This is a genomic window from Lysobacter sp. GQ73 (genome assembly GCF_059758755.1).
The window spans coordinates 148,415-161,922 of record NZ_JCAXEE010000008.1; the positions used below are offsets into that span (position 1 = coordinate 148,415).

Here is a 13,508-nt window from a genome sequence, read left to right on the forward strand (position 1 = left end):
GGCGCTCTGGCCGCCGCGTGCCGTGCGGTCGAGCCGCGCGTCGCGCAGGTAGAGTGCGCGCATGACCGCCTTCGACCAAGTCGTCCTGACCACGCAGCGTCTGTCGTTGCGGCCGCTCGTCGACGCCGACGCCGGCGCTCTGATGGCGATCTACGGCGATCCCGAAGTGATGCGTTACGGCAGTTCGCCGCCCTGGGACTCGATCGAGAAAGCCGAGGCCCGGATCGCCCGCGACCGCGAGGCGATGGCCGCCGGCCGCTACCTCTGCCTCGGCTTGCAGCGCCGCGACGACGGCGCCCTGATCGGCACCTGCACCCTGTTCAATCTCGACCCGCCGTGCCGCCGCGCCGAAATCGGCTACGCCTTGGCCGTGTCGGCCTGGTCGCGCGGCTACATCAGCGAAGCCCTGCCGGCGCTGATCGACTACGGTTTCGAGGCGATGGACCTCAACCGCATCGAAGCCGACATTGACCCGCGCAACACCGCCTCCATCCACAGCATCGAGCGCCAGGGCTTCGTCCGCGAAGGCTACCTGCGCGAACGCTGGATCGTGGAAGGCGTGGTGTCGGACACCGCCTTATATGCGCTGTTGCGCAGCGATTGGCGGGCGCATCGGCGCAAGACCGCCCCAGAGTAGGAGCGACGCAAGTCGCGACCGCTGAACTTCGGCTCGCTGCGCTGCTTGGGCCAAACCCTGGTTGTTGCTGTTGTCGTGCGCAGCCCCGCAGACGCCGCAAGATCGTCATGACGCGGTCGCGGCTTGCGCCGCTCCTACCCTGGCGCAAGCACGTCGCTCCGATGATGACGACAGCCTCGTCATACTGCGCATCCAGCATCGCGACTCACCTCGCTCCTGCAGGGGTAGATTGGTAGCGACACACGGATGCGGTAGCCCCCAGGGCAAGCCGCGACCGCGCCGATTCGGTCTCGCGACGTACCCAGCCCGACCGATCTAGAAGCGAGGCAAACCACGACCCATCGCGTCGCCGTGCGCCGCATCCGGCATTCCATGGAACCTGCATCCATCCCGCCCCCGCCTATGTTTAGATGGCGGTCTCGGCGGCAATGCATGAATGCAGGAGATCGTCCCGATGGCACCGTCTCAGTCCAGCAACCGGCGCACTGTCGCCGCCTACGAAAAATGCGCGCACGACTATGCCGCCTCGGTGTCGTCGCAGCCGTCGGCCGCGGCGGCGGAGGCGTTGCGGCGGTTCGCCGAGGCCTTGCCGTCCGGCGAGGGGGTGCTGGAGATCGGGTCGGGGCCCGGCTGGGATGCGGATTTCCTCGAGGCGCTTGCGGTACCGGTGCGCCGCACCGACGTGACCCAGGCCTTCTGCGACTTCCAGGCCCTGCGCGGTCGGCGGGCCGAGGTCTTCGATCTGCTCACCGACGAGATCGAGGGCCGCCATGCGGGCATCGCGATGCTGTGCGTGCTGCAGCATTTCGAACGCGCCGACATCGACGGCGTGTTGCGCAAGCTGGCCCAGGCCCTGGTTGCGGACGGAGCCTTGCTGCTGTCGTACCCGATGGGCGAAGACGAGTTCTGGGAGCACGGCGACTCGGGCGACTATCGGGTGGTGCGCTGGTCGGCAGCAGGACTGGACCAGCGTCTGCGGCAGGCAGGTTTCATGGTCGGCTGGGAGTCGCGCTTCGACGGCCGGGACGGTCCCTGGCGCAGCGTGCTCGCGCGGAGGACGGCATGAGCCGGCGCGCCTGGTGGCTGTTCCTCGCCTTGGGAGTGATCTGGGGCGTGCCCTACCTGCTGATCCGGGTCGCGGTGGCCGACGTGTCGCCGGTCACGGTCGCGTTCGGACGCACGCTCATCGGCGCGGCGCTGTTGCTGCCGATCGCGGCCGCGCGCGGCGAGTTGCGGCCGCTGCTGTCCCATTGGCGGCCCTTACTCGCGTTCACCCTGGTCGAGATCAGCATCCCGTGGTGGCTGCTCGGCTATGCCGAGACCCGCATCAACAGTTCGACCGCCGGTCTGTTGATCGCCACGGTTCCGGTGATGACCGCCGGCCTGATGGCCATCGGCGGGCACGAGAAGCTGGACGGGCGCCGGCTGCTGGGCCTCGGCGTCGGCCTGGCGGGCGTGGCGGCCCTGGTGGGCCTGGACATCGACGTTTCCAACCGCTGGGCGATGGCTGCCGCATTGGCGACCGCACTGGGCTACGCGCTCGGCCCGATCATCATCAGCCGTTACCTATCGAACGTGCCGCCCCTGGGCGTCATCGCCGCATCGCTGGCGTTGGCGGCGCTGGCTTATACGCCGTTCGCGCTCGGCGCCTGGCCGGCGCAGATCACGGTGCGGGCGGCCGGGTCGATAGCGATCCTGGGCGTGATCTGCACCGCGCTGGCGTTCCTGCTGTTCTTCGCACTGATCGCCGAAGCGGGCCCGGCCCGCGCCACCGTCATCACCTATCTCAATCCGCTGGTGGCCTTGCTGTTGGGCGTGACCTTGCTGGACGAGCCGCTCACCTACGGCATGTGCGCCGGCTTCGTGCTGGTGCTGCTGGGTTCGTTCCTGGCGACGACGCGCAGCTCGCCGGCCGAGCCGGCGCGCGCCGATCCGTCCGGCAGCGCGACCAAACAGTGCGATTGAGAGACGTCATCGTCGAACGCACCGCCGACACGCCGCGCCGCAGCCCGCATTCGCAATCGTGCGGGCGGGCCGGGCTCAGGCCAATCCGCCGATCCAGCTGCCCGTGACCCGCAACTCGTCGTTCAAGGTGACCAAATCGGCGCGATACCCCGGCGCGATGCGTCCCAACTCATGGCCCAGGCCGAGGAACTCGGCCGGATAAGTCGAGGCCATGCGGCAGGCTTCGTCGAGCGGCAGGCCCAGGCGCCGCACGGTGTTGCGCACCGCGCTGGCCATGTCGAGCGCGGAGCCGGCGAGGGTGCCGGCGGCGGTGGTGCATTTGCCGTCGCGGCAGGTCATGGTTTCGCCGTAGAGGACGAAATCTTCCTGCGTGCCGCCGACCGGCGGCATCGCGTCGGTCACCAGCATGATCTTGCCGCGCGGTTTGGCGGCGATGGCGATGCGCAGCGAGGCGTCGTGGACGTGTTCGCCGTCGACGATCACGCCGCACCAGCTGTTCGGGTCCTCGATGCAGGCGCCGACGCCGCCGGGTTCGCGGCTGCCGAGCGGGGTCATCGCGTTGAACAGATGGGTCACGCCGCGCACGCCATGGGCGAAGGCGTCGCGCAGGCGCTCGTAGTCGGCGGCGGTGTGGCCGGCGCAGACCAGCACGCCGCGCGCGGCGAGCGCTTCCAGGCCGGCGTTGCTGAAGCGTTCGGGCGCGAGCGTAAGCATGGTCTTGCCGACGCCGAGCGAGGCGATCCGGTCGAGTTCGCCCTCGCTCGGGGTGTGGAATTTGTCCGGGTTGTGCACGCCCTTGCGCGCCGGCGCCAGGTAGGGGCCCTCGAGGTGGATGCCGAGGATGCCCAGCACGCCTTGCTGGATCGCTTCGCGCACCGCGTCGATCGCCGCGACCATCACCTCGACGTCGTCGCTGATCAGGGTCGGCATCATTCCGGTGGTGCCGTACTGGCGGTGGGCCTGGGCGATGCGGCGGATGCCGTCGACGGTGGGCGTGTCGTTGAGCAGCACGTCGCCGCCGCCGTTGACCTGGGTGTCGATGAAGCCCGGCACCAAATATTGGCCGTGCAGGTCCACCGCTTGCGCGCCGCTCGGCGCCGGCCCCGGCACCACCGCGACGATGTGGCCTTCCTCGACGATGACGCTCAGGTCGGACTCGAAGCCGCGCTCGCTGAGCACGCGGCCATTGACGAAGGCGGTGACGGACATGCGGGGCCTCAGACGGTTTCGGTGACTTTGTTCAGATGCGGCGGCAGGTCCGGGTTATGCCCGCGCGCCACCGACAAGGCGTTGACCGCCTTGTAGAAACTCGCGACGGTCAGCAGCGGCGTCAACGCCGGATGCACCGAGCGTGCGGTCGGCAACACATCGCCGCCGGGCACGCCCGGCGCGGCGAGCCACACCGGCGCGCCGCGGGCGCGGAACTCGCGCGCCACCGCGACGGTGCCGTCGCCGGTGCCGTCGTCCTGGGCGAAGGCCAGCACCGGAAAGCCGGGGCCGACGATCGCCATCGGGCCGTGTCGCACTTCCGCGCTGCTGAAGGCTTCGGCGTGCAGGCTGCAGGTTTCCTTGAACTTGAGCGCGGCTTCCTGCGCTGCGCCGAGACCGAGGCCGCGACCGACCACGAACAGGTTGTGCGCGTCGACCAGGCCGTCGACCAGCGGCGACCAATCCTGGCGCCAGGCCTCGCCCAGCGCATCGGGCAGGGCATGCACGGCATTGAACAGGGCGGCGTCGCTGCTCCAGCGCGCGGTCAGCTGCAGCAAGGCGGCCAGCGAGCACAGATAGCTCTTGGTCGCCGCGACGCTGGTTTCCGGGCCGGCGTGCAGGCCGAGCACGGTGTCGGCGATCCGCGCCAGCGGCGAGTCGGTCACGTTGACCAGGGCGACGACGTGGGCGCCGGCGGCCTTGGCGATCTCGGCGTTGCGCACCAGGTCCGGGCTCTTGCCCGATTGCGAGACGGTCACGAACAGGGCGCCGTCGAGCTTGGGCTGGATCGCGTAGACCGAGCCGACCGAGGGCGAGGCCGAGGCGGTCACCAGGCCGAGCTGGGTCTCGAACAAATACTTGCCGTAAGTGGCGGCGTGATCGGAGCTGCCGCGCGCGCAGGTGACGATGAAGCGCGGCGGCTGTTTCTGCAGGCGTTCGGCGAGGTCGTCGACGATGTCGGCGTTGGCGGCGAACTGGCGGGCGACGGCCTCGCCGGCTTCCTGCGCTTCGGCGTACATGCGCGTACTGGTGGCGTCGAGCAGGGTGTCTGTGGTCACGGCGTGGGTTCGCTCTGCAGTTCGGCGACGAAGTCGTAGGCGTCGCCGCGGTAGAAGGATCGGGTGAACTCGACGACGCGGCCGTCGTCGAGGAAGGTGCGGCGTTCGATGAACAAGCCGGGGGCGCCTTCGGGCAGGTTCATCAGGCGCGCCTGTTCGGCGTCGAAGGCGATAGCGCGCAGGCGCTGCAGGGCGCGGGCCGGCCGGATGCCGAGCTTGGCGAAGGCCTCGTACAGCGAGTTCTCGACGAAATCGGGATGCGCGATCACCGAGGCCGGCACCACCGTGCGTTCGAGCGCAAGCGCCACGCCGTCGGCGGTGCGCAGGCGGTAGTAGCGAATCACCCCGGCGCCCGGCGACAGGTTCAGGGCCATCGCTTCTTCCGGGGTGACCTCGCCGAGGCCGCGTTCGAGGAAGGTCGAGCGCGGGTCGAGCCCGCGCGCGCGCAGGTCGTCGGTGAAGCTGGTCAGGCGCGAGAACGATTTGACGATGCGTTCGGCGACGAAGGTGCCGGCGCCCTGGCGCTGCACCAGCAAGCCGTCGGCGACCAGGCCGGCGATGGCCTTGCGCACGGTCACCCGCGACAGGTCGAGCAGCTTGCCGAGTTCGCGCTCGCCCGGCAGGGCCTGGCCGGCGGTCAGTTCGCCGTTTTCGATCGCGTGCTGCAGCGACCGGCGCAGGTGCTGATAGGCCGGCGCGCGTCGGGCGTCGCTCTGGCGGCGGAACTCGCTGACCAAATAGGGCTGCATGGCAAAAAGATACCAGTCGCAGACCACTGGCGGCAACAAGTGTCTGATATGCCTGCGTAAATGATTGAAAATTGGCTAATTTGTCGAAGTGGTATCTTACTGGTATCTTTACTGGTATGGTTCCTTACGAGACCTGTCCGAGCCCGCCCATGAGTGTCTACTCCGTGCCGACCCCCTCCCACGCCCCGCATCTGGCGCCGCTGGCCCCGTTCGACCTGGTGATCTTCGGCGGTACCGGCGACCTCGCGCTGCGCAAACTCCTGCCCGCCTTGTTCCACCGCTATGTCGACGGCCAGATCGTCGCCGGCACCCGCATCGTCGCGATCGCCCGCGACGAGCGCAGCGACGAGGACTATCGCGGCAAGATCCGCGAGGCGCTGCTCGACTTCGCCGGCGAGCAGGCGCGCGACGGCGAGGCGCTGGCGGGCTTCCTGGCGCTGTTGTCCTACCGCCGCCTCGATCTCAGCTCCGATGCCGGCTGGCCCGAGTTCGCCGCCGAGTTCCCCGACCAGGAGCGCGTCCGCGTGTTCTACCTCGCGGTCGGCCCGGACTTGTTCGGCGTGGTCGGCGACCGCCTGCACTCGCACGGCCTGGTCGGGCCGAAGACCCGCGTGGTGGTCGAGAAGCCGCTCGGCAAGGACGGCGTCAGCGCCGACGCGATCAACGACGCGCTCGGCCGGGTGTTCGCCGAAACCCAGATTTTCCGCATCGACCATTACCTCGGTAAGGAAACGGTGCAGAACCTGACCGCGTTGCGCTTCGGCAACGCCTTGTTCGAGCCGCTGTGGAAGGCCGAACACATCGATCACGTGCAGATCACCGTCGCCGAGACCGTCGGCGTGGAATCGCGCGCGCCGTACTACGACAAGTCCGGCGCACTGCGCGACATGGTCCAGAACCATCTGCTGCAGCTGCTGTGCCTGGTCGCGATGGAGCCGCCGTCCTCGCTCGCCGCCGACGCGATCCGCGACGAAAAGCTCAAAGTGCTGCGTGCCCTGCGTCCGATCGAGAACGGCAACGCCGCGCAGTCCACCGTGCGCGGCCAGTACAAGGCCGGCGCGGTCGAAGGCCGCGCGGTGCCGGGATATGCGCAGGAACTCGGCGCGCAGTCGCTCACCGAGACCTTCGTCGCGATCAAGGCCGAAGTGAAGAACTGGCGCTGGGCCGGGGTGCCGTTCTACCTGCGCACCGGCAAGCGCCTGGCCGAGCGTTCGTCCGAGATCGTGGTGACCTTCCGCCAGGTGCCGCACTCGATCTTCGAAGACCTCACCGAGCAGGACCCGTCCAGCCGCCTGGCGCCGAACAAGCTGGTGCTGCGCCTGCAGCCCGACGAGGGCGTGAAGCTGTGGCTGATGAACAAGGTGCCGGGCCCGGGCGGCCTGCGCCTGCGCCACGTGCCGCTGGACATGAGTTTCGCCGCGGCCTTCGGCGGGCGCCAGGCCGATGCCTACGAGCGCCTGTTGATGGACGTGGTGCGCGGCAATCCGATGCTGTTCATGCGCCGCGACGAAGTCGACGCGGCCTGGAAGTGGATCGATCCGATCCGCGCCGCCTGGGCCGCGAGCGCCGACGCGCCGCGCCCGTACACCGCCGGCAGCTGGGGCCCGAGCGCCGCAGTGGCCTTGATCGAACGCGATGGGAGGACCTGGCATGAAGATGCAGGCTGAGCGACTGAAAGTGATCGAACCCTTGCCCCTGCCGTTGCACGAGCGCTTGTTCGACGATGGCGAACAGTTGGCGCAAGCCCTGGCGAAACAGGTCGCCGCGGATCTGCGCGGCGCGCTCGCGCGCCACGGCGAGGCCTGCATCGCGCTGTCCGGCGGCAATACCCCGAAGCGCTTCTTCCAGGCCCTGTCGACCCAGACCCTGGACTGGGCGCGGGTGACGGTGCTGCCGATCGACGAGCGCTGGCTGCCGCCGGAGCATCCGCGTTCGAACGAGCGCCTGCTGCGCGAATATCTGTTGCGGCACAACGCCGCGGTCGCGCGCCTGTTGCCGCTGTACCGCCCGACCGAAACGCCGGAGGCGGCGCTGATGCCGGTGCTGACCAAGATCGCCAATGAAGGCCTGCCGCTCGACGTCGCGGTGCTCGGCATGGGCGACGACGGCCACGTGGCCTCGTTGTTCCCCGATCTGGGCTACGACAACCCGGCCCTGCGCGAAATCGGCCTGCAGCCGCGCGGCCGCGCGCCGGTGATGTCGATCCGCACCGCGGCGATGCCGGAACCGCGCATGACCCTGACCCTGAGCGCGATCTTCACCGCGCCGGCGCTGTACCTGCACATCGAAGGCGAGAAGAAGCGCGCGGTGCTCGACGGCGCCCAGCGCGACCCGCGCAGCACCCTGCCGATCCGCTCGGTGCTGACCGGCGCACCGGCGACGCCGACCCTGTACTGGAGCCCGTGAGCCTTCGCGTGCCATCGATCGTTACGAACTACGATTCTTGGTTCCTAGTTCCTAGTTCCTAGTTCCGAGCCCTGAGCCCTGAGCCCCGAGCCCCGAATCCCGAATCCCGAATCCCGAATCCCGAATCCCGAATCCCGAATCCCGAATCCCGAATCCCGAGTCCCGAGTCCCGAGTCCCGGACCCGCCCGAACCCGCACGATCTCTCCCGCTCCACCCTTGGAGTCCGCAGCATTCTTGGACTCCGCAGACAGCCAGGCCCAGGCTCCCTCCCCTCCCAAGCTCAGGCCTTTGCTGTCGCCCCCTTCCACGGGGGCCGCGTCGCATCGCGACGCTGGGGGATTTGCTTTTGCCTCGTCTTCTCGGGAAGGTGTAGGCGGAGCGAATCCCCCTCACCCTCTTTTCGAAGGGGGGACTGTTCGGCCTCTTTCGCCAGTGCCCCGCACTCATCGAGTACCCGTGAATACCCATCTACATCCCGTCGTCGCGCAAGTCACGCACCGCATCCAGGAACGCAGCCGCGCGCGCCGCAATGCTTATCTCGCCCGCATCGACGCGGCGTTGAGCAGCGGCCCGCAACGCCGGCGCCTGTCCTGCGGCAATCTCGCCCACGGTTTCGCCGCCTGCGCGCCCGGCGACAAGAGCGCGCTGCGCTCGGGCTACGCGCCCAACCTGGGCATCGTCACCTCGTTCAACGACATGCTGTCGGCGCACCAGCCGCTGGAGCGGTTTCCGGACCTGCTCAAGGCCGCCGCGCGCGAAGCCGGCGCGACCGCGCAGGTCGCCGGCGGCGTGCCGGCGATGTGCGACGGCGTCACCCAGGGCCGCGAAGGCATGGAGCTGTCGCTGTTCTCGCGCGACGTCATCGCCATGTCGACCGCGATCGCGCTCTCGCACGACATGTTCGACGCCGCGCTGTACCTGGGCGTGTGCGACAAGATCGTGCCGGGGCTGCTGATCGGCGCGTTGCACTTCGGCCACCTGCCGGGCATCTTCGTGCCGGCCGGGCCGATGACCTCGGGCCTGCCGAACGACGAGAAGTCGCGGGTGCGCCAGCGCTATGCCACCGGCGAGGCCTCGCGCGAGGAACTGCTCGAAGCCGAAGCGCGCAGCTACCACGGTCCCGGCACCTGCACCTTCTACGGCACCGCCAACTCCAACCAGATGCTGATGGAGCTGATGGGCCTGCATCTGCCGGGCTCGAGTTTCGTCCATCCGAACACGCCGCTGCGCGATGCGCTGACCGCGCAGGCCGCGCACCGCGCCGCGCAAATTACCGCGCTCGGCGACGACTACCGGCCGATCGGCCGCATCGTCGACGAACGCGCGATCGTCAACGGCGTGATCGGCCTGCACGCCACCGGCGGTTCGACCAATCACCTGCTGCATTTGATCGCGATGGCGGCCGCGGCCGGCATCGAACTGCGGCTGGAGGATTTCGATGCGCTGTCCTCGGCGATCCCGCTGCTGGCGCGGGTGTATCCGAACGGCAGCGCCGACGTGAACCACTTCCACGCTGCCGGCGGCCTGGCCTACCTGATCGGCGAACTGCTCGATCACGGCCTGCTGCACGGCGATGTCGAAACCGTCGCCGGCCCGGGCCTGGCGCGTTACCGCATCGAGGCGCGGCTCGACGACGCCGGCCAGGTCGTGCACGTGCCGTCGGCGCCGATCAGCGCCGACACCGCGGTGCTGCGCCCGGTCGACGAACCGTTCCGCGTCGACGGCGGCTTGCGCGTGCTCGACGGCAATCTCGGCACCGCCGCGATCAAAGTGTCGGCCGTGCCCGAGGACCGCTGGATCGTCGAGGCGCCGTGCCGCGTGTTCACCGAGCAGCATCAGGTCAAGCAGGCCTTCGAGCGGGGCGAACTCGACCGCGACGTGATCGTGGTCGTGCGCTTCCAGGGCCCGCGCGCCAACGGCATGCCGGAACTGCACCAGCTCACCCCGACCCTGAGCGTGCTGCAAAAGCGCGGCCACCGCGTCGCCCTGGTCACCGACGGCCGCATGTCGGGCGCGTCCGGACAGGTGCCGGCGGCGATCCACGTGACTCCGGAAGCCGCCTGCGGCGGCCCGCTGGCGAAGTTGCGCGACGGCGACGTGCTGCGCGTCGACGCGATCGCCGGCACCCTCGGCGTGCTGGCGCCGGCGGACTGGAGCGAGCGCGAGAACGCGGTCGTCGACCTGTCCTCGCACCACGTCGGCCTCGGCCGCGAACTGTTCGCCGCGTTCCGCGACTATGCCGCGCCCGCGGACAAGGGCGCCGGCGTGTTCGGCGCGTCGCCGCTGTGATCGCACGACCGAATCCCTGATCCCCAGCCTGGTCCCCCATGCCCGCTCCCGTACGCACCACCTTCTTGTTCGACCTCGACGGCACCCTCGTCGACAGCGTCTACCAGCACGTGCTCGCCTGGAAGCAGGCGCTCGACGCCGACGGCATCCCGCTGTCGGTGTGGCGCATCCATCGCAAGATCGGCATGAGCGGAGGCTTGTTCACCAACATTCTGCTGCGCGAGACCGGGATCGACATCACCCCCGAGCGCATCGAGCGATTGCACCGTCTGCATGCCGAGGCCTATGGCCGGCAGGCGACCCAGATCCGGCCGCTGCCGGGTTCGGTGGAGTTGCTCGCCTACCTGACCGAGAACCGGATCCCGTGGGCGATCGCCACCAGCGGACGCATGGAAACCGCGCGTCATAATCTGGTCGCGCTGGGCGTCGACCCCGACGTCACCCCGGTGATCACCCGCGACATGGTCAGGCACGCCAAGCCCGATCCCGACCTGTTCCTGGCCGCCGCCGACAAGCTCGGCGCCGACATCGAGAACTCGGTCGTGGTCGGCGACAGCATCTGGGACCTGCTCGCCGCGCGGCGCGCGCGGGCGCTCGGCGTGGGCCTGCTTTCGGGCGGCTACGGCCAGGACGAACTCGAACGTGCCGGCGCTTTCCGCGTCTACGAAGACCCGGCCGATCTGCTCAAACATATCGACGAAGTGGCTGCGCGCGATTGAGCGCGACGCCGCGAACCACAGGAGTGAGGCAATGAGTTCGATGCAGGATCTGCAGGCGCGCGTCGCCGCGGTGCTGGCCTTGGCGCCGGTGGTGCCGGTGCTGGTGATCGACGACCTGAAGGACGCCGTGCCGTTGGCGCGTGCCCTGGTCGCCGGCGGCTTGCCGGCGATCGAAGTGACCCTGCGCACCGCGGTGGCGCTCGATGCGGTGCGCGCGATCGCGGGCGAAGTCGAAGGCGCCGCGGTCGGCGTCGGCAGCGTGCGCAAGCCGTCCGACTTCAGCGATGCGCTCAAGGCCGGCGCGACCTTCGCGGTGTCGCCGGGCAGCGCCCCGGGCCTGATCGCCGCGGCGCGCGACATCGACCTGGCGTGGCTGCCGGGCGTGGCGACCGCGTCGGAAGCGATGGCCTTGTTCGAGCACGGCTACACCCAGCTCAAGTTCTTCCCGGCCGAATCGATCGGCGGCGCCACCGCCCTGAAAGCGATCGGCGGCCCGCTGCCGGAACTGCGCTTCTGCGCGACCGGCGGCATCGGCGCGCACAACGCGCACGAATACCTGGCGTTGAAGAACGTGCCCTGCGTGGGCGGTTCGTGGGTGGCGCCCGCGGCGGCGGTCAAGGCCGGCGATTGGGGCAAGGTGGAGGCGCTTGCGCGCGAGGCGGTCGCGTTACGCGGTTGATCGCTCGGCGATAGTGTGGTTGCCGTTGCCGTTGCCGTTGCCGTTGCCGTTGCCGTTGTCGTTGCCGTTGTGCTTGGCGTAACAACGATCTAGCGATGCGATTGTAGACCCGGAGGGCGGCGCACAGGACGTGCGCCGTTTTTCGATAAGACAGGGACGTCTTATCGAAAAATCCCGGCGTTGGCTGCGAACTCGTGGCCTGTGCCCTTGCAAGGAGAGCCCTTTTCTTTGGTTACCTTTCTTTTGGGCTTAGCAAAAGAAAGTAACCCGGCCGCTTTAGCGGACGGAAGCTCTGCACTTGCTTGAAGCTTCTAAGGAAACAAGATCAAACGCCTAAAGCTTCCGCCACTAAAGCGGCGGGTAACTTTCTTTTGTCTAAAGCAACAAAAGAAAGTCACCAAAGAAAAATGCTTTTGCTTTGAATCACAGGCCCGCACGATCGATGCAAACGCGGGGATTTTTCATACGGGACATCCCTGTCCCGATGAAAAACGGCGCGCATCCCTGCGCGCCGCCCTCCGGGTCTTCAATTGCCTTCGCTAGTGCCAAGCGACGCACAGCAACCGCAACTGCAAAATCTTCACGGCAACGGCAACGGCAACGGCAACGGCAACGGCAACGGCAACGGCAACGGCAAATTCCCCCTAACCCCCCTTTTCCAACGGGGGGAACAGCAAAGGCGCGTCGTCGTGGTCGTGCGGCGGCTTACGGCGTCTGTAACGGACGCGGCGGGGCGGTCGAACCGCGCACCACCAGGATCGGGCTGAAGCCTTCGTTCGGGGGGACTTCCAGCGGTTGGTCGACTTCGCGGCGCAGTTCGGCGATCAGGCGATACGCGGCGTGACGGGCGATCTCTTCGGTGGCCTGGCGTGCGGTGGTCAGGGTCGGCCAGGATTGCTTGGAGAACGGGCTGTCCTCGAAACCGGCGATCGACAGGTCGTAGGGCACGTGCATGCCGCTCGACTTCGCCGCGGCCAGCACGCCAGCGGCGATTTCGTCGTTGCTGCCGAAGATCGCGGTCGGGCGGTCGGGCAGGGCGAACAATCGCCGCGCGCCGCGGAAGCCGTCGTCGAAGGAATAGTCGCCCGGCAGCACCAGGTTCTCGTCTTCGGCGATGCCGTAGTCGTTGAGCGCCTGGGCATAGCCCTTGTAGCGTTCCCAGCTGGAACGGTGCGATTTGCCGCCCCACAGGAACCCGATGCGCTGGTGGCCGAGCTGGATGAGGTGCTCGGTGATGTCGTAGGCGGCGTCGCGGTCGTCGACCCAGACGCAGGGCGAGCCGTCCTTCGGGTCTTCGGCGGCCGAGACGATGCGCACCAGGCGAATGCCGTGGGCGACCAGTTCGCTGACCAGTTCCATGCGCTCGGACATCGGCGGCGCCAGCACCAGGCCGGCCAGGCGCGCGCCCTGGACCAGGTCGATCAGGTCGGCGGCGAGCAGCGGCGAAGACGAATCGCAGGGATGGATCTGCAGGCCGTAGCCGGTTTCGCGGCAGGCGGCGAGGACGCCGTTCTGCACGCTGATGATGTAGTAAGGGTTCGGGTTGTCGTAGACCACGCCGAGCGCGTACGGCTGCGCGCTGCGCAGGCTGCGCGCGGACGGGTCGGGGCGGTAGTCGAGTTCGGCGATCGCCTCGTGGACCCGGGCGCGGGTTCGGGCGCGGACGCCGGACTCGTCGTTGATCACTCGCGAGACGGTCTTCAGCGAGACCTGGGCCAGTTCGGCGACGTCTTTGATGGTGGGTCGGCGCACGGGATTCTCGCGAGTCAGCGCAAAACCGGCGCTGCTGCGCCGGA

At 68.6% G+C, this 13,508-nt stretch carries 12 protein-coding genes; 8 read left to right on the forward strand and 4 right to left on the reverse strand.

The genetic code is table 11. The features are described from left to right. The first annotated feature begins 61 nt into the window (after window positions 1-61). From AC6CH2_RS19855 to AC6CH2_RS19865, 3 genes are all read left to right on the forward strand, one after another. On the forward strand, window positions 62-637 hold the full coding sequence (locus AC6CH2_RS19855; RefSeq protein ID WP_498270719.1) for a GNAT family N-acetyltransferase: 576 nt from the start codon (window positions 62-64) through the stop codon (window positions 635-637). 436 nt (window positions 638-1,073) lie between these two features. Continuing rightward, a complete protein-coding gene (locus AC6CH2_RS19860) occupies window positions 1,074-1,703 on the forward strand; it encodes a methyltransferase domain-containing protein (RefSeq protein ID WP_498270720.1) in 630 nt (209 codons plus the stop codon). Further along, window positions 1,700-2,602, forward strand: coding sequence for a DMT family transporter (locus AC6CH2_RS19865; RefSeq protein ID WP_498270721.1), 903 nt, complete (start codon window positions 1,700-1,702; stop codon window positions 2,600-2,602). Before AC6CH2_RS19860 ends, AC6CH2_RS19865 begins: the two co-directional genes overlap by 4 nt. 75 nt (window positions 2,603-2,677) lie before the next feature. Here the strand turns inward: AC6CH2_RS19865 and nagA are convergent, their stop codons facing one another. From nagA to AC6CH2_RS19880, 3 genes are read right to left on the reverse strand one after another with little or no spacing between them, the layout of a single operon-like run. Beyond that, window positions 2,678-3,811 (reverse strand): N-acetylglucosamine-6-phosphate deacetylase, encoded by a 1,134-nt coding sequence (gene nagA / locus AC6CH2_RS19870; protein WP_498270722.1) that lies wholly within the window; start codon window positions 3,809-3,811, stop codon window positions 2,678-2,680. An 8-nt stretch (window positions 3,812-3,819) separates the two neighbouring features. After that, window positions 3,820-4,830 carry an SIS domain-containing protein gene (locus AC6CH2_RS19875; RefSeq protein WP_498270795.1) on the reverse strand — a complete coding sequence of 337 codons (1,011 nt, stop codon included), beginning with the start codon at window positions 4,828-4,830 and terminating at the stop codon, window positions 3,820-3,822. Between the two features lie 35 nt (window positions 4,831-4,865). Then, window positions 4,866-5,618, reverse strand: a complete 753-nt coding sequence (locus AC6CH2_RS19880) for a GntR family transcriptional regulator (protein WP_498270723.1) — start codon at window positions 5,616-5,618, stop codon at window positions 4,866-4,868. A gap of 149 nt (window positions 5,619-5,767) precedes the next feature. On the opposite strand from AC6CH2_RS19880, the gene zwf reads away from it, so the two are divergent. From zwf to eda, 5 genes are all read left to right on the forward strand, one after another. Next, window positions 5,768-7,285 (forward strand): glucose-6-phosphate dehydrogenase, encoded by a 1,518-nt coding sequence (zwf, locus tag AC6CH2_RS19885; RefSeq protein WP_435395447.1) that lies wholly within the window; start codon window positions 5,768-5,770, stop codon window positions 7,283-7,285. Beyond that, the gene (gene pgl, locus AC6CH2_RS19890; RefSeq protein ID WP_498270724.1) at window positions 7,269-8,024 is read left to right on the forward strand and encodes a 6-phosphogluconolactonase; all 756 of its coding nucleotides are present in this window, start codon (window positions 7,269-7,271) and stop codon (window positions 8,022-8,024) included. The genes zwf and pgl overlap by 17 nt, the downstream gene beginning before the upstream one ends. A 457-nt stretch (window positions 8,025-8,481) precedes the next feature. Continuing rightward, a complete protein-coding gene (gene edd / locus AC6CH2_RS19895) occupies window positions 8,482-10,314 on the forward strand; it encodes a phosphogluconate dehydratase (protein ID WP_498270725.1) in 1,833 nt (610 codons plus the stop codon). A gap of 38 nt (window positions 10,315-10,352) precedes the next feature. Further along, window positions 10,353-11,033 carry an HAD family hydrolase gene (locus AC6CH2_RS19900; protein WP_498270726.1) on the forward strand — a complete coding sequence of 227 codons (681 nt, stop codon included), beginning with the start codon at window positions 10,353-10,355 and terminating at the stop codon, window positions 11,031-11,033. A gap of 31 nt (window positions 11,034-11,064) precedes the next feature. Then, a complete protein-coding gene (eda, locus tag AC6CH2_RS19905; RefSeq protein ID WP_498270727.1) occupies window positions 11,065-11,712 on the forward strand; it encodes a bifunctional 4-hydroxy-2-oxoglutarate aldolase/2-dehydro-3-deoxy-phosphogluconate aldolase in 648 nt (215 codons plus the stop codon). 705 nt (window positions 11,713-12,417) lie between these two features. Here eda and AC6CH2_RS19910 read toward each other — a convergent pair. Next, window positions 12,418-13,464 (reverse strand): LacI family DNA-binding transcriptional regulator, encoded by a 1,047-nt coding sequence (locus AC6CH2_RS19910; RefSeq protein ID WP_031373094.1) that lies wholly within the window; start codon window positions 13,462-13,464, stop codon window positions 12,418-12,420. Window positions 13,465-13,508: the final 44 nt, after the last annotated feature.

What these genes read in the sequence shown, in the direction of transcription:
- pgl (WP_498270724.1), top strand. Translation starts at nt 7,269, where the DNA reads ATGAAGATGCAGGCTGAGCGACTGAAAGTGATCGAACCCTTGCCCCTG.
- AC6CH2_RS19865 (WP_498270721.1), top strand. Translation starts at nt 1,700, where the DNA reads ATGAGCCGGCGCGCCTGGTGGCTGTTCCTCGCCTTGGGAGTGATCTGG.
- nagA (WP_498270722.1), bottom strand. Translation starts at nt 3,811, where the DNA reads ATGTCCGTCACCGCCTTCGTCAATGGCCGCGTGCTCAGCGAGCGCGGC.
- zwf (WP_435395447.1), top strand. Translation starts at nt 5,768, where the DNA reads ATGAGTGTCTACTCCGTGCCGACCCCCTCCCACGCCCCGCATCTGGCG.
- AC6CH2_RS19855 (WP_498270719.1), top strand. Translation starts at nt 62, where the DNA reads ATGACCGCCTTCGACCAAGTCGTCCTGACCACGCAGCGTCTGTCGTTG.
- AC6CH2_RS19860 (WP_498270720.1), top strand. Translation starts at nt 1,074, where the DNA reads ATGCAGGAGATCGTCCCGATGGCACCGTCTCAGTCCAGCAACCGGCGC.
- AC6CH2_RS19875 (WP_498270795.1), bottom strand. Translation starts at nt 4,830, where the DNA reads ATGTACGCCGAAGCGCAGGAAGCCGGCGAGGCCGTCGCCCGCCAGTTC.
- eda (WP_498270727.1), top strand. Translation starts at nt 11,065, where the DNA reads ATGAGTTCGATGCAGGATCTGCAGGCGCGCGTCGCCGCGGTGCTGGCC.
- AC6CH2_RS19900 (WP_498270726.1), top strand. Translation starts at nt 10,353, where the DNA reads ATGCCCGCTCCCGTACGCACCACCTTCTTGTTCGACCTCGACGGCACC.
- AC6CH2_RS19880 (WP_498270723.1), bottom strand. Translation starts at nt 5,618, where the DNA reads ATGCAGCCCTATTTGGTCAGCGAGTTCCGCCGCCAGAGCGACGCCCGA.